This window comes from Synechococcus sp. CC9605 (genome assembly GCF_000012625.1).
GTDB lineage: Bacteria > Cyanobacteriota > Cyanobacteriia > PCC-6307 > Cyanobiaceae > Parasynechococcus.
The window spans coordinates 2,394,599-2,419,470 of record NC_007516.1; the positions used below are offsets into that span (position 1 = coordinate 2,394,599).

The following is a 24,872-nucleotide window of genomic DNA, read 5'->3' on the forward strand; positions in this document are numbered from 1 at the left end:
TGATTTTTATGGAAGTTCTGCCGTTAGGGCTTTCCATCCAATGGCCTATCCACAGTCATTGGGGCGCTGGAGAGTAACTGGCTTCTCTTCTTCAGTGGGAAGCCAGTTCAGCGTTGTCTCACTATTGACTTCACCACGTAGAAACATAGGCAACGATCATTTGGCTACTGCCATTGCCTCATCGCAACGGAACAGCATCCATCCGCAAGCCATGCTTGTTGTGGAGCCTCAGAACCTCCATCCAATGGAGTGATGACCATTGGGCGCTGAGGGACACAGCCTAAAGACACTTAGTCATCGATTTTTTACAAAGAGTATTTGGTCGACAAAATCCAAGAGGCTATGAAGCGATCGTTGAAGATTATATTTATTTTATCTCTCTACATACTTATCTGCGGTTGTGTTCTAGTTATAGCCATTCGCGAATCAACAAGACAGCCAATTGGTCTATTAGTAGTAAGTATGGCATTAACTCCAGCCATTGTAGCTATTTTTGGCGGCTTACCTGTTAATTTTCTAGAGGAAAAATTTAAAATGAAGGGTGATAATAGTTCAACCGCGAACGAGGAAACTAAAAAAGCTAACTAAGGTTCGTAATGGCATATATTGCGCCCATTGACTTTTATATAATCGCCTCCTGCATAATTAACCTGGCCCAAGACTGGAGTCGCTCATCGGTTTTTTCGGATTCATTATCTTCATCTAAAGGCAGGCCGCAGAACATGCCGTCAACAACACTTTTGGAATTATCAAAGATATATTGCTCAACTGATACGTGGCCGATCATCCGACCTCCTGCAGATTCAAATAGTTTATAAAGCTCTTCCATTGCATCACAAAAATACTTACTGAAGGCCGCAGAATCACCCAAACCTACAATCGCAATCGGCTTGCCTTTTAAGGATAAATGAGGAATATTATCAATATGCTGATCCCATGTTGTACCTGATCTCTTGGTTTCAGAACCCGTATTCCAAGTTGGAGTACAACAAATGAGTGCCTCAGACTCTTCCAGCTCTTTTGTAAAATCTATTCTATCAAGGTCTTTTAATTCCGATCCCGGCAAAAGCACTTTCAACCTTTCCGCAATATCTTCTGTATGACCAGTTGCAGACGCATAAACAATGGTAAAGCGCATAAAACCAAGAAAGATACTGAATGGTAAATATCAGCTTCATTCCCCTTGTTCTTATTTGACATATCGAAGTCACCCAAAGCACTGATGCAACTCACTTATGCGTCTAAACTAAGTTGCTTCTACTGACAATAAGCAAAATGCTTGCCGTAAACCAAATCACTAACATCGGATTTGTCTATTTGCTTGGCCAAATGAATACATGCAGATTATTCAATACACAAACTAATCTTGAACGATTTTGCTCTGCAAAAAGGAGGCCGCCCCTCCCAGGTGGAAGAGACGGCCTAGCTCGCTCGCTTGTGCATGGTTCAATCCATCACTATTGAAGAGAGAAAGGATCGAAGCTTCTGGCTAGAGGCGCCCTGGGGCCATTTGCTCTAGAGGATGGGTCGTTTTCTCCTAGGGCACCTCATGCGGTGCAAGCGGAGCGTCGAATGGCGTGACGTATCTGATGTGTACCTAACCAAACGACCAACCCAGGTCATTCATGAGACTGTTGGAGCAGGGGCCAGAAAGTCAGTCTGCTTCTTGGATCTGCTCGGTTGGACCGTCGTCTCGCATGGACGCCTCCGATCTCGATGACCATATTTTTGTGCCTTCAGGGCACAAAGTCATCGGCATTAAGGCGCATTGCCCCTTTGATGGAAACTACGCGAATGTTGGGATGGCTTGCCACAACGGGTTGATCCAAGCTTTGGGCACTGACGAGAAGCACTGGCTCCTGTGTTTGAGGGAGTAGTCGGTTCAGATTCTTCGCTTGCCACCACATTGGTGTGCCTCATTTAGTTACTGACACTGCCTCATCTGAACTGCACTGAACCCCCAGCAGGAGCGAAGATATCCGCGGAAGTTCAGTCGCATGGATCTTCCATCCAATGGAGGGGCAATTTCCATTGGACGCTGTGTATGTCTACGCTTATCCAGTCCGGCGTTGACATAGCAAGTGACGGCCTGACTCCTCTCCTCAACCAGGGGAGTCAGTTCAGCGTTATCTGACTGGTGGTGAGCAACGTCTCCTAAACCTCAATGGCGTTGTGTCGCAGCATCCGCTGCAGCTCAGTCCAAGGTGATCTAGGAATCGGTCTCATTTGGTCGCTGCCATCGCCTCATCTGAAAGAGCGCAGCCCACGAAAGAACTGATCGTGTCTTTGGGAGTTCCGTTGCTGGGCGCTTCCATCCAATGGTTTCTCCAGTGACCATTGGGCGCTGATCAGAAGCTGACTCCTTCATTCGCAACCGGGGGAGTCAGTTCAGCGTTTTGACTAGCTTCGACGACTCATTTGGTCGCCGCTGTCGCCTCATCTGAAAGAGCGCAGCCCACGACAGGGGCGATGTTGTCTTAGGAAGCTTCAGTCGGATGAGCCTTCCATCCAATGGTTTTTTCGTTTTAACCATTGGGCGCTGTCAAGAAAAACTGCCTCCCTTTCTTGGCGGACGGGGAGTCAGTTCAGCGTTTTGACGGCCAAAACATTGCGACGACTCATTTGGCAACTACCATCGCCTCATCTGTATCGAGGTGTGCACCCGACGGGGTGATTCTGTCCCCGGAGTCCCCAAGACCTCCATCCCATGGTTTTTGTAGGGACCATTGGGCGCTGTCCAGAAAAGCTGACTCCCTTTCTTGGTGGACGGGGAGTCAGTTCAGCGTTAACTAAGGGTGACTTGACCTCGGGAAAAACGACTGAGTTGCTGGAAGTAGTCACCGCGATTGTCGTCACGGCAGGGCTGGTTGGCGGAAACCTTCTGCTGTTCTCACCATTGCGGATAGACAACAGGATTAAAGCTCCTGCACCTCCAGCTCAACCTGAGAGCGCAGCTGGCCCAGTATTTAGGTGAACAGCTATGGACGTTGGCGCGGCTCATTTGATTACTACCATCGCCTCTTAAGAACAAGCAGTTGCCATGGACGGTGCGACTGTGATGTTGGAGGTCTACCTCCAATCAATGGCCCCTGCATGGCCATTGGGCGCTGATAACACCACTGACTCCCTCTCTGACGATGCGGGGAGTCAGATCAGCGTTATTTCATAGGCAGCTGCAACTCGTCTAACTGCCAGAAGCAGTAGAGACCTACTTGAAAAGGTGTATGTCAATTGATCATGCAAGTGGCGTCTCAACGCCCAAAACAGATCCGGTCTTTCTCCACGTCAAAGCGGGAATGGCGGTGATCATCAAGAACACTGACGAGACCTGGCGCATGGCTGACGTCGTTAACGTTATTGGCAGCGCCAAAAACCCGAAGGTTCCAAAGTTTTTCCAGGTGACATATGTGGATAATCACATCACCAACTGGGTCAATGCTGACATTGTGACTCACATCGTTCCAAGGGTCTGAAGTGCTGGCATACACAGCGTATGAGCAAACTCCTGCACCTCGGAACGTTGACGCGAATCATTTTGACTCTGACATTGCTTCATCTGGAGAGAGACCACTCAACGACAATGTGATTATTTCTTCGGAGTCCCCAAGACCTCCATCCAATGGCAAGCCGTGGTCATTGGGCGCTGACAAGAAAGCTGGCTTCTCTTCTGACCGGGAGACGTCAGTTCAGCGTTATCTAGCTGGAGGCGGGCAGCACCTAAAGGTCTAAGACCTAAGAATCATTCCTTAGCCAGGTTTCACAACTCCGAGCAGCGGAGACACCAGAATCGGCATGAAATCGTAGTGATAATAATTAGTTGTTTTTCTATTGTCTTCCGACAACTATTTCTGGCCAACATTTAGCATTTCAGTCGACGTGGCTTACTCAAGGGATCAGTCACCACTAACCCAAGAACCCCTATGCCGTAGGTTTATCGACAAAAATCTTCCCTCTTAAGCGGTGTTTTCCGCTCGTTATTCTTAACATAGAAGAACGCCGCTGCGGCAACGCACAAAAGCGGTAATGCAGTAAAAAGTAGAAGTGCAATAGCAGTGTAGTCTTGATGCATAGCAAGAGAAATTTGCTATGCATTAATTTCTAAAATAAAGATCACTATGTCGAACTCTACCCTGCCCTGAACCAAAAGATATTGCACGCTGTTGGCCAATGAACGAGGACATCTTAATCATATGCGAAAAGCCAATCACATGCGTCATTAGGCATCAATAAACTGCCTGCAAATCACCAAAAAATAAAAGACGAGGCATGCCCATTAGCAGCTTTGCAAGTGAGAAGCTATGTATTTAACTATATCTTGACTTATAGAACTAACTTCCCTTGGCTCTAAATCCTTCTCGAAAAGACTCCAAATCTTGCCTTGCTCTCAAATAAACGATGAGACGTTCACAACTTTGAGATTCCATCCAGTTCGCTTCAGAGGCAACAACATTTGCGTAAAGTGCACGCTCAGTTTTGGTTTCAAAGCGCACTAAACCTTCTTCCAAAGGTGCATGGACGAAATAATCCCAATTAGGTTTAACCACCTTCAACAAATCACTAAAAATAATCTAAACATTGATTAAATCGAGTTCATCCAAAATTAACCAAAGAATGTGATGTAATTGGTTAATTTGAGTAAAATATGGGCCATAAGCAAGAAAATGTACTGCATCAAGCAATTTCTCGAATTCTTCAGCTAGTCGACCCTAAGGCTTCATAAGCGAGAATAATTTGTGCTGCATGCCACATCAATTGAAAATATTCATCACATCCAATATGAATACCATCGGTCAAGATTCCTAAGTCGTCCTTGGACGGGATCGACGGGCCAATGCACTCTCCTCTTTCGCTAGCCCAGCGAAAGAGGAGATGGCCCCTTGGCTACTTCGAAAAGTATCTTTTGAATCAATCTACACATACTTGTGTTGATTGGATCTATAACTAATTATCCGTCCAAGGTCAGTGAAAGCCCCGACTACGTCGGGGCTTTTGCGTGCTGAGTCATCGATCAAATGAGGAGCTTGTTCAGCATTTGCGCCTGTTGATGCCGTAACCGCGGTGGGAGTGGTATCCGGTGCCGGTCATGTGATCGAGCTGGCGGATGGCGCTCACCACGGCGCCAGGGTTCTTCTGCTGCATCGCCTGCCCAGCCGCGGCCATCAGCGTTTGGATTGACCACGACAGCAGCTCCTGCCGGTCGATGCCGCTCTCATCGATGTCGTCCTTGATCTGCGCCCATGCCTTCTTCAGAAGCCGGTAGCCCTGCGCTCTGGAGACCCCCCACGCTTGTCTCGCAAAAGTGAGACAAGCGGTATTTGGCTGCCCCTCCAGGATCATTCCCTGGAGGTGTTCGACTCGCTCCAGTGTCTCTGTTGCGGTAGCTCGCGGCATAGCCGATCAACTCGTGAAAGCCGCTGGTAATGCGAACTTTTGGGCCGACTCAACGATAGGACTATTTGGAGCACGTTTTAGAGTACACCTAGATGAAAATCAAGAAAAGTGGCCTCCCTGCTCAGAGCATAAAGCCAATGCTGGTCGTTACTTTGGAGGAATGGGCGATACTGGGATCGAACCAGTGACAATCTCCTTGTAAGGGAGGTGCTCTACCGCTGAGCTAATCGCCCGATGCGGCAAATTCTGCCCTAACGCGTCAGGTTGGGGGCACACGAAAGCTCCGAAAGCTTGGCAGCGGGTCGCCGCCACGACCAAAGCATCTGGACCCTGAGCCTCCCGCTCGGGATTGCCGTTGGATTGGTGCTGGGATGGGTTGCAGCGTTGATTGCCGCAGCCAGCTGTCTGGCAGGAGGACTTTGGCTGTCCCCCGATCTTGATACCCGTTCCAATGCGCTGCGGCGGTGGGGCCCCCTCGGTTTCCTCTGGTGGCCCTATCGCCTCCTAATCCCCCATCGCTCGCTCTGGTCCCATGGACCCGTGCTGGGAATGGGCGCGCGCCTGGGGGTGCTGCTCATCTGGTGCCTGATTGTGACCCTGGTGGTTCCTGCACTCTCACCAGCGATGCTGCTGACGACGCTTCAGCAACTGATGCGTCAGCACCCACGCGAATTCATCGCGTGTCTGGTGGGTTTGGAGGGCAGTGCCTGGATGCACTTAATCCTGGATGGCGACCCCTGGCCCAAGGAATGGTCGACAAAACGACAGCGATGAGAAGGTGGGCGTTGCCCCTGTTGTTGCCCAGGCATGGCCAACGCTCCTTCTGCTGCAGTGCAACGACTGGTCGATGTCGTAGCACAACTCAGGAACCCAGCAACGGGTTGTCCATGGGACCTGGAACAGACCCATGCATCCCTGGTGCCCTACGTGTTGGAGGAAGCCCACGAGGTGGCTGATGCCATCCGTCAGGGTGATGACCAGCACCTCAAGGAAGAACTCGGCGACCTTCTCCTGCAGGTGGTGCTGCACGCCCAGATCGCTGGAGAGGAGCAACGGTTTGATCTCAATGCGATCGCCGATGGCATCAGCAACAAGCTGATCCGCCGTCACCCCCATGTGTTCGGGGACGCCGACGCCAAAACAAGTGACGACGTTCGACGTAGCTGGGACGCCATCAAGCTGGAAGAGCAGGCGGAGGCCCTGGCTGGCTCCACCAGTCCACTGAGCGACAGGCTTAAAACCAAGGTGCGCGGCCTGCCGGCCCTGGCTGGAGCGATGACCATCTCAAAAAAAGCAGCCAAAGCCGGCTTCGAGTGGGATGACATGGACGGCGTCTGGGAGAAGGTCCATGAAGAGCTGGACGAACTCAAGGAAGCGGTGGCCAGCAGCAACAAAGACCATGCCCAGGAGGAACTGGGCGATCTCCTCTTCACCCTGGTGAATGTGGCCCGTTGGTGCCAAATCGAACCCGAAGAAGGACTCGCCGGCACGAACCAGCGCTTCCTAGATCGTTTCTCCCGTGTTGAAGCTGCCCTGGAAGGGGATCTTCAGGGCCGCAGCATCCACGAATTGGAGACCCTCTGGAAACAGGCCAAGGCAGCCATCAAGGCGGAGCAGTCCTCACCAAGCGACACCGTTTAATCGTCCAGGGATGGCCGGCTGCGCCGTTGACGTTTGAGGTCCCCACGCTTTTTCTTCGTGTCCAAACGTCGCTTCACGGCACCACGACCCGGCCGGGTGGCCTTTCGGGCACGCGGCGGTGGCTGCAAGCCCTCCCGCAGCAGCTCCCCCATGCGATGCAAAGCCTTCTGACGGTTCTGCCATTGGGAGCGTTCTTCTGCGACCACAACCCGTAGGCAACCCTCCACCAACCGGGCCTGGAAGTGCTCCAGCAATCGGGTGCGGTGAAATGGACCCAGACAGGAGCAGTTCGCCAAGTCCAGAAGCAATTCCACACGGGAATCGGTGGTGTTGACCCCCTGCCCGCCGGGACCGGATGAGCGGCTGAACCGCCAGCGCAGCTCCCTGGAAGGAATGGTCAACCGCTCGTTCACCTCCAGGTTCTGCACCAGCCGTCTCCTGGCTTAAAGACAACAGGATGGTCCCACCGGGTTGATGCCTCGCAGAGGAAACACCTGCATCAACCCTGAGCCCTATCGGTAAAACAAAAGCCTTGATCTGACGAAAAAGGCTTTGGAGCTGCCCTCTTCCACAGCAGCTCCCCAACCAAACACATTTAACCTCTACATGTTGTGTTCGTCAATCCCAAAAGCACTAGATCTGGTGTTTGAGAGCAGCACCCCCGGGTCCTTAGCTGGAGAGGTGCCCACCACAGCCCATGAGCAGCTGGATTGACGAAGAACACCGCGGAGTCCGCTATGGATTGAGGGGAGAGGTGCTGGTCGAGGAGACCAGTCCGTTCCAGCGGATCAGCGTGATTCGCAGTGAGCGCTACGGGCGGGGGCTGCTCCTGGATGGCTGCTGGATGACAGCGGAACAGCAGGAACGCCACTACCACGAGGCTTTGGTGCATCCAGCCCTGTGCAGTGCCAGCTCAATCGCGCGAATTCTGGTGATTGGCGGCGGAGACGGCGGCACCGCGAGGGAATGCCTGCGCCACCCAGACGTCCAGTGGCTGGACATGGTGGAAATTGACGGGCGTGTGGTGGAACTCAGCCAAGAACACCTTCCCGACATCGGTGGATCCGCCTGGTCCGATCCGCGGTTCCAGCTCACGGTGGGCGATGGCATCGCCTGGGCCGCGCAGGCTGACGACCAGAGCTATGACGTTGTCTTGGTGGATGGCTCTGATCCCGCCGGACCCGCCGAAGGCCTGTTCAACCGCGCCTTCTTTGAAAACTGCCGACGGCTGCTCAAGCCCGGGGGCGTGTTCGGCACGCAGAGCGAATCTCCGGAAGCCTTCCGCGATGTTCACATCGCCATGGTGCGCCTGCTGCGCGAGGTGTTTGACCATGCCGACCCGCTCTATGGCTGGGTGCCGATGTACCCCAGCGGCTGGTGGAGCTGGACCTTCGCTGCCATGGGCACACCCCGTTACTGCACTCCCGACCTCGAGCGCAGCCAGGCCATCGCTGCAGGCTGCGAGATCTGGTCACCGCGCTGGCAGCGGGGGGCCATGGACGCCATCCCCGCCTTCATCGAACGGGAGCTGCAGTCATGACCGCACATCCGCCGAGTGGGCTGTTCGACACTGACGGCACCATTTTCATGGGATCCCGGCGCAACCCTGCCGACTGCCGCGTTGGCCTCTTTGGTGTGCCGTACGACGGCACCACCTCCTTTCGACCGGGCACCCGCTTTGGCCCCGCCGCCATCCGAGAGGTGAGCGCTGGCCTGGAGACCTATTGCCCGCAACTCAACCTGGATCTGGAGGACCTCAACTTTGCCGATCTCGGTGCCGTGGAGATTCCCTTCGGCAACCCTGAGCCGGTTCTGACCAAGGTGAAGCAGGCAACCGAAGCCGTGCTCGCCCTGGGCCTCAGGCCCCTGATGCTGGGCGGAGAGCATTCGATCAGCTCCGGAGCCGTGGAAGCCGTGGCACAACGCAACCCCGATCTGGTGCTGGTGCAACTGGATGCCCATGCCGATCTCAGGGACAACTGGCTGGGGGCCCGCCACAGCCATGCCTGCGCCATGCGCCGCTGTCTGGAGGTCCTTCCCAGCCAGACGCTGTTTCAGCTCGCGATCCGCAGTGGCACGCGCGAGGAATTCACCGAACTGCACGAGAGCGGACGGCTGATGCCCAGCATCGATGCCCTTCAACAGGCGCTCGCTCCCTTGCAGGGAAAACCCATCTATCTCACCGTCGACCTCGACTGGTTTGACCCTTCAGTTCTGCCGGGCACGGGCACCCCTGAACCCGGTGGTTACCACTGGTCTGACTTCGCCAGCCTGATCGCGATGCTCCAGGAGCATCACCTGGTGGCGGCCGATGTGGTGGAACTGGCCCCACAACTCGACACCAGCGGCATCAGCTCAGTCCTGGCCGCCAAGGTGACCCGCAGCCTGCTTCTCCTCCTCGGTGCCGATTAATAAAAGTGCCGCGCATCAATCCGCTGCTGCCGCAAACGGCTGTGCTGTTTGCTGAGCAATTGCAGCACCAGCGTTGGGTGCCGGTGGATAAGTGCCAGAAAGTTGGTACGGCTCAAGCGGAACAGCGAAACAGGCGACACCGCTGTGGCATCTCGGCTGTGGCACTCGGTGCCATCCACCAGATCTTCGTAGAAAAACAATTCACCGGAACCAAAGCGGATGCGGTTCAACGGACCGCTGCTCAGCTCCACCCATCCCCGTTCAATCACATGGATGAACTGCACCGGCTCGCCGGCGCAGAACACGGTTGTGCCGGTGGGAAGCGTCAGGCGATCCACCTCAGCCTGTTCCTGGATGAGTTCCAGAGGAGTCAGCGGAGCCGAGGCGGACAAGGCAACAACGGGGGGTGGCTGCAGTATCCCGCGATCATCCGGTGGTGGCCATGACCAATGGCTGAGCCGTGGATGGATCCGAACTCACGTCAAGCTGCGATCCAGTTCCAGCTGACGCTCACCAACGCTGCTGCTCTGCAGAACCGGAAGCTTGGGGGAACGGGGGGTCCAGTGGTGACAGACCATCAGATCCGCAATCTCGGCGTGCACCTCCAACCGGCGCAGACGGCACCACCCCTTGGCACCTGCCGGAAGAGTGCAGTACTGACAGCTGCGACAGCAGGAGCTGGTGGCCAAAAAAGCGCCCCGGAAACGCGCTCAAGCTAGTGACGGCCTACAAAACGGACCATGGATAGGGGCAAATTTCCGGGTTCCCTTCCGGATCGTGAAGCCCTCCATAAGAATGCGCTTCCCATCGGCCGCCCCCATGTCCCTGCAGCGCACTCCCCTGTTCGAGTCCTGCCGCAGCGCCGGGGGCCGCATGGTGCCGTTTGCCGGCTGGGAGATGCCGGTTCAGTTCAGCGGCCTGATCCAGGAACACAAGGCCGTTCGCGAACGGGTCGGCATGTTCGACATCTCCCACATGGGAGTGCTGCGCCTCGAAGGTGCCAATCCCAAGGATGCGCTGCAACGGCTGCTCCCCAGCGATCTGCACCGCATCGGGCCCGGCGAAGCCTGCTACTCCGTTCTGCTGAACGAGCGTGGCGGCATCCGCGACGACCTCATCGTTTACGACTGCGGGGCCATCGATGCCGAACGGGGTGCGCTGATGCTGGTGATCAATGCCGCCTGCGCCGACAGCGACACCGCCTGGATCCGTGAACAGATGGAGCCCGCTGGCCTGAAGGTGACCGACATCAAAAAGGACGGCGTGCTGCTCGCTCTACAAGGCCCTGAAGCCATAGGGGTGCTTCAGGAGCTGAGCGGCGAAGAGCTCAGCGGCTTGCCCCGCTTCGGCCACCGGATGCTCAACCTCAAAGGACTTAGACAACCGGTGTTTAGTGCTCGCACGGGCTACACCGGCGAAGACGGTGCCGAGCTGCTGCTCAACGCCGATGACGGACAAAAGCTCTGGCAGCTCTTGCTCGATCGCGGTGTCACCCCCTGCGGCCTGGGGGCGCGGGACACCTTGCGGCTGGAGGCCGCTATGCACCTTTACGGCCAGGATATGAACGACGAAACCAACCCCTTCGAGGCGGGATTGGGTTGGCTCGTGCACCTGGAAATGCCCGTGAATTTTGTGGGCCGGCAGGCACTGGAGCAAGCTGCGGAATCCGGACCCACCAAACGCCTCGTGGGGCTCAAGCTGCAGGGTCGTGCCATCGCCCGCCACGACTACCCCGTTGTCCATAACGGTGAGACGGTGGGCATCGTCACCAGCGGCACCTGGTCCCCCACCCTGGAAGAAGCGATCGCCCTGGCCTACGTTCCGCCGTCCCTCGCCAAGCTCGGCACAGAACTGAGCGTGGAGATCCGCGGTAAGGCCCAACCGGCAACGGTCGTTCGCAAGCCCTTCTACAAACGCGCCTGAAGCTCACCGCTGCTGTGGGAAACTCACTTTTCTCCAGTTGAGATATCCCATGCGCAGCAACGGTTGCGGCGACCTGCGCGAACAGAACATCGATCAGCAGGTGCAACTGTGCGGCTGGGTGGATCGACGCCGTGATCACGGCGGGGTGATTTTCATCGACCTGCGCGACCGCAGCGGCACGGTGCAGATCACGGTGGACCCGGATCTGGGCGCCGACGCCTTCACTGTCGCCGAGCATCTGCGCAGCGAAACCGTGCTGCAGGTTGAGGGGAAAGTGCGGGCCCGGCCTGGCGAATCGCTGAACGACAAGCTGGCCACGGGGGCTGTTGAAGTTCTCGCCAGCGGCATCACCGTGCTGAACAGCGTGAAAGGCAACCTGCCCTTCCCCGTGTCGGTGCACGACGAGGAGAACACTCGCGAAGAACTGCGGCTGCGCCACCGCTATCTGGATCTGCGCCGCAAGCGCATGAACGACAACCTGCGGCTGCGGGCCCAGACCATCCAGGCCGCCCGTCGCTTCCTGGAGGACGCAGGCTTCATCGAGGTGGAGACCCCGGTGCTGACCCGCTCCACGCCGGAAGGCGCCCGCGACTACTTGCTGCCCAGCCGGGTCTGCGGCGGCGAATGGTTCGCCCTGCCCCAGTCCCCCCAGTTGTTCAAGCAGCTGCTGATGGTGGGCGGCATCGAGCGCTATTACCAGATGGCCCGCTGTTTCCGCGACGAAGACCTGCGGGCCGATCGCCAGCCGGAATTCACCCAGCTGGACATCGAGATGAGCTTCATGGATCAGGAGCAGATCCTTGAGCTGAACGAATCACTGATCTGCGCCATCTGGAAGACCGTGAAGGGCATCGAACTGCCGCGGCCCTTCCCTCGCATTACCTGGCATGACGCCATGGAGCACTACGGCACCGACAGGCCCGACACCCGCTACGGCATGGAGCTCACCAACGTGAGCGACATCGTCAAGGACATGGGCTTCAAGGTGTTTAGCGGTGCCGTGAAGGCCGGCGGCGCTGTGAAGTGCATCGCGGTGCCCGGCGGCAACGATGCAGTGAGCAACGTGCGGATCAAGCCGGGCGGGGATGTGTTCAGCGAGGCCCAGAAAGCAGGTGCCGGTGGCCTGGCCTTCATCCGCGTGCGCGACGGCGGTGAAATCGACACGATCGGCGCCATCAAGGACAACCTCAGCGATGAGCAGAGGCAGGAGCTGCTCAGCCGCACCGGCGCGGAACCCGGCACCCTGCTGCTGTTCGGCGCCGGCGACACCGCAACGGTGAACAAGGCTCTCGACCGGGTGCGCCAGTACCTGGCCAAGGAGCTGGGCATGGTTAAGGCCGACCGGGACAACGACCAGTGGAACTTCCTCTGGGTGGTGGACTTCCCGATGTTCGAGTTCAACGGCGACGAGAACCGCTACGAGGCCCTGCACCACCCCTTCTGCGCTCCCAATGCTGAGGATCTCGGCGGCGATGCGTCGAAGTGGTCCGAAACCCTGCCAGGAGCTCGGGCCCAGGCCTACGACCTTGTGCTCAATGGCCTTGAGCTCGGCGGTGGCTCCCTGCGCATCCATGACTCCACACTGCAGCGCCAGGTGTTGCAGACGGTTGGCTTGACGCTTGAGGAGGCTCAGGAACAGTTCGGCTTCCTGATGGACGCTCTCGATGTGGGCGCACCCCCCCACGGGGGCCTTGCCTTCGGTGTGGACCGGATGGTGATGCTGCTGGCGGGAGAGGAATCGATCCGCGACACCATTGCCTTCCCCAAAACCCAGCAGGCCCGCTGCCTGATGACCAGTGCCCCAGGGGGCGTGGCCGACAAACAGCTGGAAGAACTGCACGTGGCCAGCACCTGGGTCGAGCCCGACCAGGAGGACTGACCTCTGCAGCGGGACTGAGCAGATCCCGAAGGGAATCAGCGCATTTGTCGCACCGCGGTCAACGGCGAGGAACCCTGAAGTTGGACTTCACCAAGGCCAGCTTTTGCCCAGCAAGCCCCGAAGGACCGGGGGGACCCGTGAGCGCCGCAGCAGCGGCACCACGGATCTGCTGCGGCTTTATCTCCAGGACATCGGCCGGGTCGACCTGCTCACCAATGAGGAGGAGGTCACCCTGGCCCGTTTGGTGCAGCGCCGCGAAGCACTGCTCAGCCAGCAACAGAAGCTGGCTGAAAGCGATGCCGCTATCGGTGAACTGCACCGTCTCGAAGAACTGCAACGCCGGGAAGCCAACCAGCACAGCCACTGGCCAACCAAGCAGGAATGGGCCCGCGCGGCCGATCTGCCCTTGCCCGAGTTGCAGCAGCGAATTGACCGGGGCTATCAGGCCTGGGCGGAACAGGCCCAGCTGGAAGCCAAAGATCTGAAACTTGCCCTCCGCAACGGACGGCGAGCCAAAGACCACATGATTCAGGCCAACCTGCGCCTGGTGGTGGCGGTGGCCAAGAAGTACCAACAGCGGGGCATGGAAATCCTGGACCTGGTCCAGGAGGGAACGCTCGGGCTGGAACGGGCCGTGGAGAAGTTCGACCCCACCCGTGGTTTCCGCTTCAGCACCTACGCCTACTGGTGGATTCGTCAGGGCATCACCAGGGCCATCGCCACCCAGAGCCGCACGATCCGTTTGCCCGTTCACGTCACCGAAAAACTGAACCGGATCAAACGGGTCCAGCAGGAGATTGCGAGCAACGAAGGGCGCATTGCCTCGATTGCGGATCTGGCTCGCGAATTGGGCATCAGTGAAGACACCGTGCGCCAGACCCTGGCCCGGGTGCCCCGTTCGGTGTCTCTGGACACCCGTGTCGGCCGCGAACAGGACACCCAGCTCGGAGATCTGATCGAGGACGGCCACGCCACCCCCGAGCAGACCCTCACCCACGACGAACTCCACAACGACCTGGAGCATCTCCTGGATGAACTCACCAGTCGGGAAGCCGCTGTCCTGCGCCGGCGCTTCGGCTTGGAGGACGACACGCCCCAGACCCTGGCCCAGATCGGGGAAGAACTGAAACTCTCAAGGGAGCGCGTCCGTCAGATCGAAACCCGCGCCCTGCTCAAGCTGCGGCAACCCCAACGACGCAGCAAAATCCGGGATTACATCCAGAGCCTTGATTCCTGAACCAACAGTCCAACTCTCCCGACCACGCTATAGATATTGGTCTTTCCCAAGAGCAGCGGGCAGCATGTTCGCCCTGGCTGATGCGGCCGACGATCAACCCAATGCAGATCTCTTGACCCAACCCCTTCAACTGCATAAAAAAACCGCCTGGATGTTGCGCAGCCTGCTCGAGACCTGACGCATTACGTGCGTGGGCCCTGGAGACCATGACCGACGCCAGCTAATTTGAAGAATCGCCCGACAGGTCATGGCCAAATTCGTCTTCATCACCGGTGGTGTGGTGTCCAGCATTGGCAAGGGGATCGTGGCGGCAAGCCTCGGCCGGCTGCTGAAGTCGCGGGGCTACAACGTTTCGATCCTCAAGCTGGATCCCTACCTGAATGTGGATCCCGGGACGATGAGCCCGTTCCAGCATGGTGAGGTCTTTGTCACCGAAGACGGCGCCGAAACCGATCTCGACCTGGGCCATTACGAGCGCTTCACCGACACCGCGATGTCACGTCTGAACAGCGTGACCACCGGCTCGATCTACCAATCGGTGATTAACAAGGAACGCCGCGGCGACTACAACGGCGGCACCGTTCAGGTGATTCCCCACATCACCGGCGAAATCCGCGAGCGCATCCACCGCGTTGCATCCAACAGCAATGCCGATGTGGTGATCACCGAAATCGGCGGCACCGTCGGTGACATCGAATCACTGCCCTTCCTTGAAGCCATCCGTGAATTCCGGGAGGACGTGGGTCGCAACGATTTGGCCTACATCCACGTCACCCTCCTGCCCTTCATCGGCACCTCCGGCGAACTAAAAACCAAGCCAACCCAGCACTCAGTCAAGGAGCTGCGCTCCATCGGCATTCAGCCTGATGTGCTCATCTGCCGCAGTGATCGGGACATCAGCGACGATCTCAAGCGGAAAATTGGCGGCTTCTGCGGCGTGCCCACTCGCGCCGTCATTCCCTCCTTGGATGCCGACAGCATCTATGCCGTCCCGCTGATCCTCGAACAGGAGGGTCTGTGCCGTGAAGTTCTGGACGTGCTGAACCTGACCGACCACGACAGCGACATGGCGGCATGGGAGCAACTGGTCAACAAGCTGCGCAACCCCGGCCCGTCTGTGAAGATTGCCCTGGTGGGCAAGTACGTGCAGCTGAACGATGCCTATCTGTCGGTCGTCGAAGCGTTGCAGCATGCCTGCATTGCCCAGGATGCCTCCCTCGACCTGCACTGGGTCTGCGCGGAACAGATTGAAGCCGACGGTGCCGATACGCTCCTGCGCGGGATGGACGCCGTGGTCGTGCCCGGTGGCTTCGGCAACCGTGGCGTCGATGGAAAGATTGCAGCGATTCGCTGCGCCCGGGAACAACGCGTGCCCTTCCTGGGGCTTTGCCTTGGGATGCAAACCGCTGTGATCGAGTGGGCTCGCAACCAGGCCGGCTTAACCGGTGCCACCAGTGCTGAATTGGACGAAAACACACCGCATCCCGTGATTCACCTCCTGCCGGAGCAGCAGGACGTGGTAGATCTCGGCGGCACAATGCGTCTGGGGGTCTACCCCTGCAGGATTGCACCGGGAACCCTGGCCCAAAGGCTTTACGGGGATGAGGTGGTCTACGAACGGCACCGCCACCGCTACGAATTCAACAATTCCTATCGCAATCTGTTCCTGGAATCCGGATACGTGGTGAGCGGCACGTCCCCGGACGGTCGCCTGGTGGAGTTGATCGAACTGAAAGGGCATCCCTTCTTCACGGCCTGCCAGTACCACCCAGAATTCCTATCCCGCCCTGGACAACCCCATCCCTTGTTCCGGGGATTGATCGAGGCAGCCCAACAACGTCTTCCCGATTCGCCGGCTGAGGCCCTGCGTCAACAGGGGGATATTGCGATTCCATGAACCGCGTCGATGGTTGACTCCCAGCATCTCCCGGTGGTGGAAACGTTCCATTCCCTGCAGGGAGAAGGCCACCATGCCGGACGCAGTGCCTTTTTCATTCGCCTCGCTGGCTGCACGGTGGGTTGTCCCTGGTGCGACACCAAGCACTCATGGCCCAGCAAGGGACACCCTGAGCAGCCCATCGATGCCTTGGCTGACGCTGCCCAGATGGCTGGTGAAGTCGGGGCCGGCTTCGTTGTGATCACCGGTGGCGAGCCGTTGCATCACGATCTGCAGCCCCTCACCCAGGCCCTCGATGCTCGATGTGGCCTCCCCCTGCACCTGGAAACCAGCGGGGTGGATCCAATAAGCGGGCGTTTCGACTGGATCACCCTTTCGCCGAAACGCCACCGGCCCCCACGGCAAGAGCTTTTGCAGGCCTGCCATGAGCTGAAAGTTGTGGTGCATGGCCCGGAAGACATCAGCTTCGCTGCAGCGATGGCGTCCCAGTGCGAGAACGACACCGAACGACTGCTTCAGCCGGGCTGGGAGTGCAGCATCGGAGAAGCCTTGGCGGTGGAGCATGTGCGTCAACACTCCCGTTGGCGCCTCAGCATGCAAAGCCACAAATGGCTGCGCATTCGCTAAGAATTTTTCAAGCTTTCGCAGCAGATTTCACCACCACGTCTGATCTAATTTAAGATTGGGTGTAAGTAGATCACAAATACGGGCAAACCGCTCAACAAAGCTCAAAGGGTATTATTGTTTACAAATGGCTTTACTAAAAAATCTTTCACCTCCAAGTTCAGAAAATAATCTTCAAGCCTAAAGACATCAAAGACCAAGAATCTCTGTTCGATTATCCCACCCGAAACTCACCAACTATGAGTGGTTAAAGATGTCCACCATTGAATCAGAAGGGTCCGTCGAACTTCAGGTCGATTCCAATGGCAAGGCCTGGATCCACAACGGCTCCGATCTCATCCAAATCAACCGCAATGATTTGGGTGGACACGTCAGCCAAGATCGTGGCTGGTGGAAAGTCAGTGCTGCTGAAACCATCAATGGCACCAACTATGTTGTTGATGCCTCCCCTGACGGTGTCTACGTCTGGGAGATGGATAGCAACTGGAACTTCGTTCGCAATAGCCAAACCGCGACACCAGGATCTTCTGCTTACAACACCATTGAGATCAACTTCAACGTTGACTTCAACGATGATGCTCTGATCGGCATCCCTACATCCATTGAATCAGAAGGGTCCGTCGAACTTCAGGTCGATTCCAATGGCAAGGCCTGGATCAACAACGGCTCCGATCTCATCCAAATCAACCGCAATGATTTGGGTGGACACGTCAGCCAAGATCGTGGCTGGTGGAAAGTCAGTGCTGCTGAAACCATCAATGGCACCAACTATGTTGTTGATGCCTCCCCTGACCGTGTCTACGTCTGGGAGATGGATAGCAACTGGAACTTCGTTCGCAATAGCCAAACCGCGACACCAGGATCTTCTGCTTACAACACCATTGAGATCAACTTCAACGTTGACTTCAACGATGATGCTCTGATCGGCATCCCTACATCCATTGAATCAGAAGGGTCCGTCGAACTTCAGGTCGATTCCAATGGCAAGGCCTGGATCAACAACGGCTCCGATCTCATCCAAATCAACCGCAATGATTTGGGTGGACACGTCAGCCAAGATCGTGGCTGGTGGAAAGTCAGTGCTGCTGAAACCATCAATGGCACCAACTATGTTGTTGATGCCTCCCCTGACCGTGTCTACGTCTGGGAGATGGATAGCAACTGGAACTTCGTTCGCAATAGCCAAACCGCGACACCAGGATCTTCTGCTTACAACACCATTGAGATCAACTTCAACGTTGACTTCAACGATGATGCTCTGATCGGCGTCCCTACATCCATTGAATCAGAAGGGTCCGTCGAACTTCAGGTCGATTCCAATGGCAAGGCCTGGATCAACAACGGCTCCGATCTCATCCAAATCAACCGCAATGATTTGGGTGGACACGTCAGCCAAGATCGTGGCTGGTGGAAAGTCAGTGCTGCTGAAACCATCAATGGCACCAACTATGTTGTTGATGCCTCCCCTGACCGTGTCTACGTCTGGGAGATGGATAGCAACTGGAACTTCGTTCGCAATAGCCAAACCGCGACACCAGGATCTTCTGCTTACAACACCATTGAGATCAACTTCAACGTTGACTTCAACGATGATGCTCTGATCGGCGTCCCTACATCCATTGAATCAGAAGGGTCCGTCGAACTTCAGGTCGATTCCAATGGCAAGGCCTGGATCAACAACGGCTCCGATCTCATCCAAATCAACCGCAATGATTTGGGTGGACACGTCAGCCAAGATCGTGGCTGGTGGAAAGTCAGTGCTGCTGAAACCATCAATGGCACCAACTATGTTGTTGATGCCTCCCCTGACCGTGTCTACGTCTGGGAGATGGATAGCAACTGGAACTTCGTTCGCAATAGCCAAACCGCGACACCAGGATCTTCTGCTTACAACACCATTGAGATCAACTTCAACGTTGACTTCAACGATGATGGGGAAATAGGTATAAGTGACGACTATGCTGAAAATATCAATACCAACGGGAAAGTTGAACTGAACGATCCGGAAATGGGGGATCTCGAAATAGCAGGAGACCACGATTGGTTCGCCATCACCCTAACCGCCGGGAAGAGCTATCAATTTGATGTTTTCGGGATCAATCTTGATGATCCTTATCTCTATTTCAGGAGTTCCAACGGATCTCTAATCAGCAGTGACGACGATGGCGGGGCAGGGAAGAATTCTCGGCTGTTATTCAATGCCACATCATCAGGCACTTTCTTCCTCGATGTTGGCGCATGGGCCGACCGCGGCGAAGGGCAATACATCATTTCTGCTGTTGAACTAGCTCCAGTGGATGACGGAGACGCTAGTTTCGCCATCACCGGCATTCCAGAAGTCGGCGAAACACTCTCCATCACTCGCACTGCAGATGATCCTGATGGCAATGGGTCATCACAATCAGTCGAGTGGCAGATATCCACTGACAGCAGCAACTGGTCCACCGTCGCCACAACCAACCAACTCAGGCTAACCGAAGCCTTGGCCAACAAGCAGCTTCGGGCTTCGGTGTCCTATGTCGACGGTGAAAACTTTTCCGAGCAGGTATTCACCAATAGCGTTCAAGTCATCGACAATAGCGATGACTTTCCTAGCTCTGTCGATACACATGGTGTAGTCCATATCGGTACGTCTGCGACAGGAGAGTTGGAGGAGCTCGCTGATCGTGACTGGTTTGCCATTGAACTAGAAGCCGGCGAACTTTATCGCTTTGATCTGGTCGGCAACAGCCTTCGTGATCCCTACCTCTATTTGCGCGGTGCCGCTGGTGAGCTCCTCACATTTGACGACGACGGCGGAAGCGGTCTGAATTCACAGATCACCTTCCAAGCCAGCTCCGACGGACGCTATTTCCTTGATGTGGGCGCCTATTCCGACAACACCACAGGCACCTACACCCTCTCTGCTACGCAGTTAGCGCCACCTGCACCTGGTTTCAACAGCACCGACGGGTATGGCCACGCGAATGCCAAACGGGCCTTCGAAAATCTACTGGATATCTCGCTGTCGGATCAGCCTGCCTTGGGGGGAAATCTCTGGGGACTCGACAATGTGAATGCCCCAGAGGTCTGGGCTGGAGGCAGTGGTTTCACCGGAGCCACAGGTGAAGACGTCACCATTGCGGTGATTGACACCGGAGTCGACATCAACCACAGCGAATTCAGCGGTCGCATGGTGGCGGGTTACGACTTCGTTGATAACGACACCACAGCAGAAGATGGCCACGGCCACGGGACCCACGTCGCCGGCACCATCGCAGGAGCAAACGATGGGTTCGGCATCACGGGTGTGGCCTATGACGCAGATATCATGCCGATTCGTGTTCTTGACAATCAGGGCTACGGCTCCCTATCCGACATCATCGCGGGTATTCGCTGGGCTGCAGACAATGACGCCGACGTAATCAATCTCTCTCTTGGAGGTGGCGGTTATAGCCAAGCCATGTTCGACGCGGTTGAACATGCCTCTATAAGTGGATCTGTTGTCGTAATGGCAGCAGGCAACAGTGGTGGAAGCTCTCCGGGCTATCCCGCCGCCCATGCCGTTTCCTATGGCATGGCAATCGGCGCTGTCGACCAGAACAGAGCCATGGCCAGTTTCTCGAACCGGGCCGGGCACAACACCATGGATTACGTCACTGCTCCGGGAGTCAACATCTACTCAGCAATCCCCGGTGGTGGTTACGCCAATTTCAGTGGCACCTCCATGGCAGCTCCTCATGTAGCGGGCATTGCCGGGCTACTCAAAAGCCATGACCCCAATTTGTCAGCGTCGAGGATTGAAACATTGCTGACGCAAAGCGCCAGCAATGTGGAATCGAACGTCAACTCCTTGACAGAAGCAAATTCTGCTGAAGAATCGATCGGCAGCTTCAATGCCAATAATCAGAATTTAATTACCCTAGAGACACTGGACAACTTCAGCTCAAAGTCGCTTAGAGACCCGCTCATCGGAAGCCTCAGCGGAAATCTTAATGATCGGGAAAACACCGTTGAGTCAATCAAACAAAAAATTGACCTTGAACGTGGAAACTACGCCGATCTAGACAATTTCGAAACATTGGACACCAATGAGTATATTTTCAGCAGTCTTGATTTCGATAACAGCATCAATACCGACCCAAAAGAGACACTAAGAGAGCTTCTATCCAGCAACCAATTTGACTATTTCGAATTTGACCAAACATACACTATCGTCTAAGCCTACTCCTATAAGTTATGCCCCGCATTTGTTTACTCGGAACTGGACACCTGGGAACATCTATCTGTTTGCGATTGCTCAAACAAGGCTTTGAAATAGCTGTCTGGAATCGCAGCCCAAAAAACGTTGAACGACTCTTGAACAGAGGGGCAAAGTTGATTAATGATTTAGATGGTGCCGCAAACGAATCCGATGCCTTAATTACAACACTCCGCGATGGCACTGTCACCCAAAAGGTTGTCTACGAACTCGGTGATCTAAGTGGGCATTGCGTGATCCCGATGGGAACCATGGGCGTGAGCGAAATCCGCAACCTGGATCAACAAATTCGACGCCAAAACGGAAAGTGCCTGGAAGCTCCGGTGCTCGGCAGCAAACCCCAGGCCCTCAATGGCACCCTGCTGGTGATGGCCGGCGGCGAAGCGCAGGTCTTCAAAGAGCAACAGCCACTTCTCGCCCACCTCTGCCAGGACCCCCTGCTCGTGGGACCGGTAGGTAGCGGCGCTGCCACCAAGCTGGCTCTCAATCAGTTGATCGCCAGCCTCACCCACAGCTTCTCCCTGTCCCTGCAACTGATTCAGCGGGCCGGCGTGCCTGTGGAAACGTTCATGGCCATCCTGCGGCCGTCAGCGCTCTATGCCCCCACCTTCGACAAGAAGTTGCAGCGGATGCTGGATCACACCTACGCCGATCCCAACTTCAGCACCGCCCTGCTGCGCAAAGACCTGCGCCTGTTCCTGGAGGAAGCCACAACCGCTGGGCTCCAAGACCAGGGGCTGAGCGGTTTGCTGTCCCTACTTGAACAAGCCAAGGACACCGACCTGGATGAGCAGGACTACTGCGCTCTGCATGAACTCACGGTTCTGAGATGAGTCAACGCACTGCCATCGCGCTGCTCTCGGGGGGTTTGGATTCCGCCACCGCTGCAGCCCTTGCCCTTGAACAGGGCGACCGCGTCATCGGCCTGTCCTTTGACTACGGTCAGCGCCATCTCCGCGAATTGGACGCCGCTGCTGCCGTTGCACAGCAGCTTGGCTTGGCAGAGCATCACTGCATCAGCGTGAATCTGGCCAGTTGGGGGGGCTCAGCCCTCACCGACGCCAGCATCTCGATACCCACCGATGGCGTAGAGGAAGGCCGCATCCCGCCCACCTATGTGCCCGGGCGCAACACCGTGTTCATCTCCGTGGGCCTCAGCCTGGCGGAGGCTCGTGGAGCCGAGCGGTTGGTGCTGGGCGTGAATGCCGTCGACTACTCGGGTTACCCCGACTGCCGGCCCGACTACCTCAACGCCTTTCAGACCCTGGCCGACCTGGCCAGCAAAGCCGGTCGGGAAGGCCATGGTGCCCAACTCTGGGCGCCCCTGGTGCAGTGGAGCAAGGTGCGCATCGTTGAGGAAGCCCTTCGCCTGGGTGTTCCGATCGAAACAACCTGGAGCTGCTACAGCGGCGGCACGCACCCCTGCGGCGTCTGCGACAGCTGCCGCATCCGTGATGCAGCGCTCCGCGAAGCAGGCCGGCCTGACCTCTGCAGTTCCACAGCGGCATGATCCGCCCACACCGGCTTGAGCTGCCCTGGCAGGAGCCCCAATCCCTCGCGCACCAACTGGCCCATGCCTACGGCGAGGAAGGGATGGTCTGGCTGGATGGCGACGGCAGCAGCCTGGGCCGACGGGCCACCCTGGCAGTGGCACCCCAGGAGATCATCTGCTGCCGCGGTCTCCCCGACGAGCCAGGAGCCAGCAATCCCTTCGAGGCACTGCGGGGACTGGCCCCAGGGCATTGGTGCGGCTGGCTGAGCTATGAAGCCGCCGCCTGGGTGGAACCGGGAAACCCCTGGGCCAGCGACGGCATGGCCACGCTGTGGATCGCCCGCCACGATCCGGTGCTTCGCTTTGATCTGCAAAAGCGCAGGCTGTGGATCGAAGCCAGCAGCACGGCTGCTCTGGACCGCCTCACCCAACAGCTGGCCTCCGTCACTGAGCAGCCCAAAGGCAAGCCCCCATCCATCCCCCTGACGGCCTGGCATCACCACACCTCAGCAGATCACTACGCCGCAGGTGTGCAGCGCATCCGTGATCTGATCGCGGCAGGCGATCTCTTCCAAGCCAATCTCACGGCTTGTTGCAGCACAGCTTGGCCCCAGGGAGGCAATGCCCTCGAGCTGTTTGTCACCCTTAGGGAAGCCTGCCCTGCTCCCTTTGCAGGGCTGATCATCAGCGACCAAAACGAGGCGTTGTTGTCATCGTCCCCGGAGCGGTTTCTGCAGGTGAGTGCCGAGGGAGCTGTACAAACCCGGCCGATCAAAGGCACCAGGCCTCGCCATGGCGACCCCGAACAGGATGCGAATCTCGCCACGGAACTCGTGTGCAGCGATAAGGACCGGGCCGAGAACGTGATGATCGTCGACCTGCTGCGGAATGACCTCGGTCGTGCCTGCCAGCCGGGTTCGATCCAGGTTCCCCAACTGGTGGGGCTCGAAAGTTACGCCTCCGTGCATCACCTCACCTCGGTCGTGGAGGGACAGCTGCAGGCCGGGTTGAGCTGGGTCGATCTCCTGGAAGCCAGTTGGCCTGGGGGGTCGATCAGCGGGGCGCCGAAACTGCGGGCCTGCCAACGTTTGCATGAGCTCGAGCCCACCAGCCGAGGGCCTTACTGCGGATCACTGCTGCGGATCGACTGGGACGGCAGCTTCGACAGCAACATCTTGATCCGATCTTTACTGCGCCAAGGCGACACCCTGCGGGCCCATGCCGGCTGCGGAATTGTCGCCGACTCGGATCCCCTTGGCGAAGCAGAGGAGTTGATGTGGAAACTGCAGCCATTGCTGGAGGCGCTGGCATGACCACATCAGTCGCCTGGATCGAGGGCCAGTGGGGAACAGCTGCAAGCCTGCAGCTTCCCCTCGACGACCGCGCCCTGCTCCTGGCCGATGGCCTCTTTGAAACCGTGCTGATCCGCAACGGTGGGGCGCAACTCCTGCAGGAACATCTGCAGCGATGGAGCGAGAGTGCGGCCCTGCTGGGCATGGACCCACCACCGCAGCGAAACGCGCTGGAGCCTCTGATTACAGAAGCGATTCAGCGAAGCCAACTGAGCGAAGCCGATGGAGCCCTGCGCCTCAACTGGAGCCGGGGCAGCACACCCCAACGCGGAATCGCACTGCCGGCTCCAGGGCACCACCGCTTTTGGCTCACGCTCCAGGCCTGTGCACCAACGTTTTCAGCCGTCAGCACCATCACCAGTCGCCATGAACGCCGCAATGCTTCCAGCCGCTTGAGCCGATGCAAAACCTTCGCCTACGGGCAATCGATCCAGGCACGCAGGGAAGCCCAGGACCAAGGGGCCGAAGACGCTCTGCTCTTGAACACGGCTGGAGCTCTGTGCTGCGGAACGGCGGCCAATCTGCTGGTCCGGCGACGCGGACAGTGGCTGACACCGCCCCTCAGCAGCGGCTGTCTCCCGGGGGTGATGCGGGGCCGTGCACTCGCCCGAGGCATCGCGGTGGAAACCGAGCTGGCGGCCGCGTTCGATGCCGACGATCAGGCTGTTCTGATCAACAGCCTCAGCTGTCGACCGATCGCATCCCACAACGGCAAACCGATGGCGGCAACGTCGACTGCAGTGGATCTATGGCAATCACTACTCCATTGAGCCAAAAGCAAGCG

20 protein-coding genes, 1 tRNA gene and 1 pseudogene are annotated in these 24,872 nt (G+C 57.1%); 16 read left to right on the top strand and 6 right to left on the bottom strand.

Annotation, left to right across the window (positions count from 1 at the left end; all coding sequences use genetic code 11):
• Positions 1-622: 622 nt before the first annotated feature.
• Complete coding sequence (gene fldA / locus SYNCC9605_RS12840) at positions 623-1,138, bottom strand: flavodoxin FldA (RefSeq protein ID WP_011365506.1); 516 nt, start codon at positions 1,136-1,138, stop codon at positions 623-625.
• Positions 1,139-3,224: 2,086 nt separating this feature from the next.
• On the opposite strand from fldA, the gene SYNCC9605_RS12850 reads away from it, so the two are divergent.
• The gene (locus SYNCC9605_RS12850; protein ID WP_041435308.1) at positions 3,225-3,473 is read left to right on the top strand and encodes a DUF3104 domain-containing protein; all 249 of its coding nucleotides are present in this window, start codon (positions 3,225-3,227) and stop codon (positions 3,471-3,473) included.
• A gap of 1,552 nt (positions 3,474-5,025) precedes the next feature.
• Here the strand turns inward: SYNCC9605_RS12850 and SYNCC9605_RS12855 are convergent.
• Together SYNCC9605_RS12855 and SYNCC9605_RS12860 are read right to left on the bottom strand one after the other, a co-directional pair.
• Positions 5,026-5,391: a hypothetical protein gene (locus tag SYNCC9605_RS12855; RefSeq protein ID WP_011365509.1), complete on the bottom strand. Its 366-nt coding sequence runs from the start codon at positions 5,389-5,391 to the stop codon at positions 5,026-5,028.
• Positions 5,392-5,552: 161 nt separating this feature from the next.
• Positions 5,553-5,624, bottom strand: a tRNA-Val gene (locus SYNCC9605_RS12860).
• Between the two features lie 31 nt (positions 5,625-5,655).
• On the opposite strand from SYNCC9605_RS12860, the gene SYNCC9605_RS12865 reads away from it, so the two are divergent.
• Both SYNCC9605_RS12865 and mazG read left to right on the top strand, forming a co-directional pair.
• Positions 5,656-6,165, top strand: coding sequence for a metal-binding protein (locus SYNCC9605_RS12865; protein WP_011365510.1), 510 nt, complete (start codon positions 5,656-5,658; stop codon positions 6,163-6,165).
• A gap of 33 nt (positions 6,166-6,198) precedes the next feature.
• Positions 6,199-7,032 carry a nucleoside triphosphate pyrophosphohydrolase gene (gene mazG / locus SYNCC9605_RS12870; protein WP_011365511.1) on the top strand — a complete coding sequence of 278 codons (834 nt, stop codon included), beginning with the start codon at positions 6,199-6,201 and terminating at the stop codon, positions 7,030-7,032.
• Here the strand turns inward: mazG and arfB are convergent.
• Entirely contained in the window at positions 7,029-7,460 is a 432-nt protein-coding gene (gene arfB / locus SYNCC9605_RS12875) for an alternative ribosome rescue aminoacyl-tRNA hydrolase ArfB (protein ID WP_011365512.1), read from the bottom strand. The genes mazG and arfB overlap by 4 nt on opposite strands.
• A 269-nt stretch (positions 7,461-7,729) precedes the next feature.
• Here arfB and speE point away from each other — a divergent pair, with 269 nt between their 5' ends.
• Positions 7,730-8,572 carry a polyamine aminopropyltransferase gene (speE, locus tag SYNCC9605_RS12880; protein ID WP_011365513.1) on the top strand — a complete coding sequence of 281 codons (843 nt, stop codon included), beginning with the start codon at positions 7,730-7,732 and terminating at the stop codon, positions 8,570-8,572.
• A complete protein-coding gene (speB, locus tag SYNCC9605_RS12885; RefSeq protein ID WP_011365514.1) occupies positions 8,569-9,444 on the top strand; it encodes an agmatinase in 876 nt (291 codons plus the stop codon). The genes speE and speB overlap by 4 nt, the downstream gene beginning before the upstream one ends.
• On the opposite strand, the gene SYNCC9605_RS12890 is transcribed toward speB, so the two are convergent.
• Both SYNCC9605_RS12890 and SYNCC9605_RS12895 read right to left on the bottom strand, forming a co-directional pair.
• Positions 9,441-9,836 (bottom strand): Crp/Fnr family transcriptional regulator, encoded by a 396-nt coding sequence (locus SYNCC9605_RS12890; RefSeq protein WP_011365515.1) that lies wholly within the window; start codon positions 9,834-9,836, stop codon positions 9,441-9,443. The two genes, speB and SYNCC9605_RS12890, sit on opposite strands and share 4 nt — an antisense overlap.
• Positions 9,837-9,920: 84 nt before the next feature.
• Positions 9,921-10,133, bottom strand: coding sequence for a hypothetical protein (locus SYNCC9605_RS12895; RefSeq protein ID WP_011365516.1), 213 nt, complete (start codon positions 10,131-10,133; stop codon positions 9,921-9,923).
• 130 nt (positions 10,134-10,263) lie between these two features.
• On the opposite strand from SYNCC9605_RS12895, the gene gcvT reads away from it, so the two are divergent.
• From gcvT to SYNCC9605_RS12945, 11 genes and pseudogenes are all read left to right on the top strand, one after another.
• Positions 10,264-11,367 carry a glycine cleavage system aminomethyltransferase GcvT gene (gene gcvT / locus SYNCC9605_RS12900; RefSeq protein WP_041435315.1) on the top strand — a complete coding sequence of 368 codons (1,104 nt, stop codon included), beginning with the start codon at positions 10,264-10,266 and terminating at the stop codon, positions 11,365-11,367.
• A gap of 49 nt (positions 11,368-11,416) precedes the next feature.
• Entirely contained in the window at positions 11,417-13,246 is a 1,830-nt protein-coding gene (aspS, locus tag SYNCC9605_RS12905) for an aspartate--tRNA ligase (protein WP_011365518.1), read from the top strand.
• A gap of 103 nt (positions 13,247-13,349) precedes the next feature.
• Positions 13,350-14,483, top strand: coding sequence for an RpoD/SigA family RNA polymerase sigma factor (locus tag SYNCC9605_RS12910; protein ID WP_011365519.1), 1,134 nt, complete (start codon positions 13,350-13,352; stop codon positions 14,481-14,483).
• 49 nt (positions 14,484-14,532) lie between these two features.
• Positions 14,533-14,661: pseudogene (locus SYNCC9605_RS14190) on the top strand (DNA starvation/stationary phase protection protein); the annotation flags it as partial.
• Between the two features lie 69 nt (positions 14,662-14,730).
• On the top strand, positions 14,731-16,380 hold the full coding sequence (locus SYNCC9605_RS12915) for a CTP synthase (protein WP_011365520.1): 1,650 nt from the start codon (positions 14,731-14,733) through the stop codon (positions 16,378-16,380).
• A 9-nt stretch (positions 16,381-16,389) separates the two neighbouring features.
• The gene (locus SYNCC9605_RS12920) at positions 16,390-17,007 is read left to right on the top strand and encodes a 7-carboxy-7-deazaguanine synthase QueE (RefSeq protein ID WP_011365521.1); all 618 of its coding nucleotides are present in this window, start codon (positions 16,390-16,392) and stop codon (positions 17,005-17,007) included.
• A gap of 250 nt (positions 17,008-17,257) precedes the next feature.
• Positions 17,258-21,205 carry a S8 family serine peptidase gene (locus SYNCC9605_RS13500; RefSeq protein WP_011365522.1) on the top strand — a complete coding sequence of 1,316 codons (3,948 nt, stop codon included), beginning with the start codon at positions 17,258-17,260 and terminating at the stop codon, positions 21,203-21,205.
• 17 nt (positions 21,206-21,222) lie between these two features.
• Positions 21,223-22,077, top strand: a complete 855-nt coding sequence (locus SYNCC9605_RS12930; protein ID WP_011365523.1) for an NAD(P)-dependent oxidoreductase — start codon at positions 21,223-21,225, stop codon at positions 22,075-22,077.
• On the top strand, positions 22,074-22,754 hold the full coding sequence (gene queC / locus SYNCC9605_RS12935; protein WP_011365524.1) for a 7-cyano-7-deazaguanine synthase QueC: 681 nt from the start codon (positions 22,074-22,076) through the stop codon (positions 22,752-22,754). Before SYNCC9605_RS12930 ends, queC begins: the two co-directional genes overlap by 4 nt.
• The gene (locus SYNCC9605_RS12940) at positions 22,751-24,049 is read left to right on the top strand and encodes an anthranilate synthase component I family protein (RefSeq protein ID WP_011365525.1); all 1,299 of its coding nucleotides are present in this window, start codon (positions 22,751-22,753) and stop codon (positions 24,047-24,049) included. The genes queC and SYNCC9605_RS12940 overlap by 4 nt, the downstream gene beginning before the upstream one ends.
• The gene (locus SYNCC9605_RS12945) at positions 24,046-24,858 is read left to right on the top strand and encodes an aminotransferase class IV (protein WP_011365526.1); all 813 of its coding nucleotides are present in this window, start codon (positions 24,046-24,048) and stop codon (positions 24,856-24,858) included. The genes SYNCC9605_RS12940 and SYNCC9605_RS12945 overlap by 4 nt, the downstream gene beginning before the upstream one ends.
• Positions 24,859-24,872: the final 14 nt, after the last annotated feature.

Coding starts and splice junctions, on each gene's coding strand:
- SYNCC9605_RS12850 (WP_041435308.1), top strand. CDS start 3,225: ATGTCAATTGATCATGCAAGTGGCGTCTCAACGCCCAAAACAGATCCG.
- SYNCC9605_RS13500 (WP_011365522.1), top strand. CDS start 17,258: ATGTCCACCATTGAATCAGAAGGGTCCGTCGAACTTCAGGTCGATTCC.
- SYNCC9605_RS12945 (WP_011365526.1), top strand. CDS start 24,046: ATGACCACATCAGTCGCCTGGATCGAGGGCCAGTGGGGAACAGCTGCA.
- SYNCC9605_RS12855 (WP_011365509.1), bottom strand. CDS start 5,391: ATGCCGCGAGCTACCGCAACAGAGACACTGGAGCGAGTCGAACACCTC.
- gcvT (WP_041435315.1), top strand. CDS start 10,264: ATGTCCCTGCAGCGCACTCCCCTGTTCGAGTCCTGCCGCAGCGCCGGG.
- queC (WP_011365524.1), top strand. CDS start 22,074: ATGAGTCAACGCACTGCCATCGCGCTGCTCTCGGGGGGTTTGGATTCC.
- speE (WP_011365513.1), top strand. CDS start 7,730: ATGAGCAGCTGGATTGACGAAGAACACCGCGGAGTCCGCTATGGATTG.
- SYNCC9605_RS12940 (WP_011365525.1), top strand. CDS start 22,751: ATGATCCGCCCACACCGGCTTGAGCTGCCCTGGCAGGAGCCCCAATCC.
- SYNCC9605_RS12920 (WP_011365521.1), top strand. CDS start 16,390: ATGGTTGACTCCCAGCATCTCCCGGTGGTGGAAACGTTCCATTCCCTG.
- fldA (WP_011365506.1), bottom strand. CDS start 1,138: ATGCGCTTTACCATTGTTTATGCGTCTGCAACTGGTCATACAGAAGAT.
- SYNCC9605_RS12915 (WP_011365520.1), top strand. CDS start 14,731: ATGGCCAAATTCGTCTTCATCACCGGTGGTGTGGTGTCCAGCATTGGC.
- aspS (WP_011365518.1), top strand. CDS start 11,417: ATGCGCAGCAACGGTTGCGGCGACCTGCGCGAACAGAACATCGATCAG.
- speB (WP_011365514.1), top strand. CDS start 8,569: ATGACCGCACATCCGCCGAGTGGGCTGTTCGACACTGACGGCACCATT.
- SYNCC9605_RS12930 (WP_011365523.1), top strand. CDS start 21,223: ATGCCCCGCATTTGTTTACTCGGAACTGGACACCTGGGAACATCTATC.
- mazG (WP_011365511.1), top strand. CDS start 6,199: ATGGCCAACGCTCCTTCTGCTGCAGTGCAACGACTGGTCGATGTCGTA.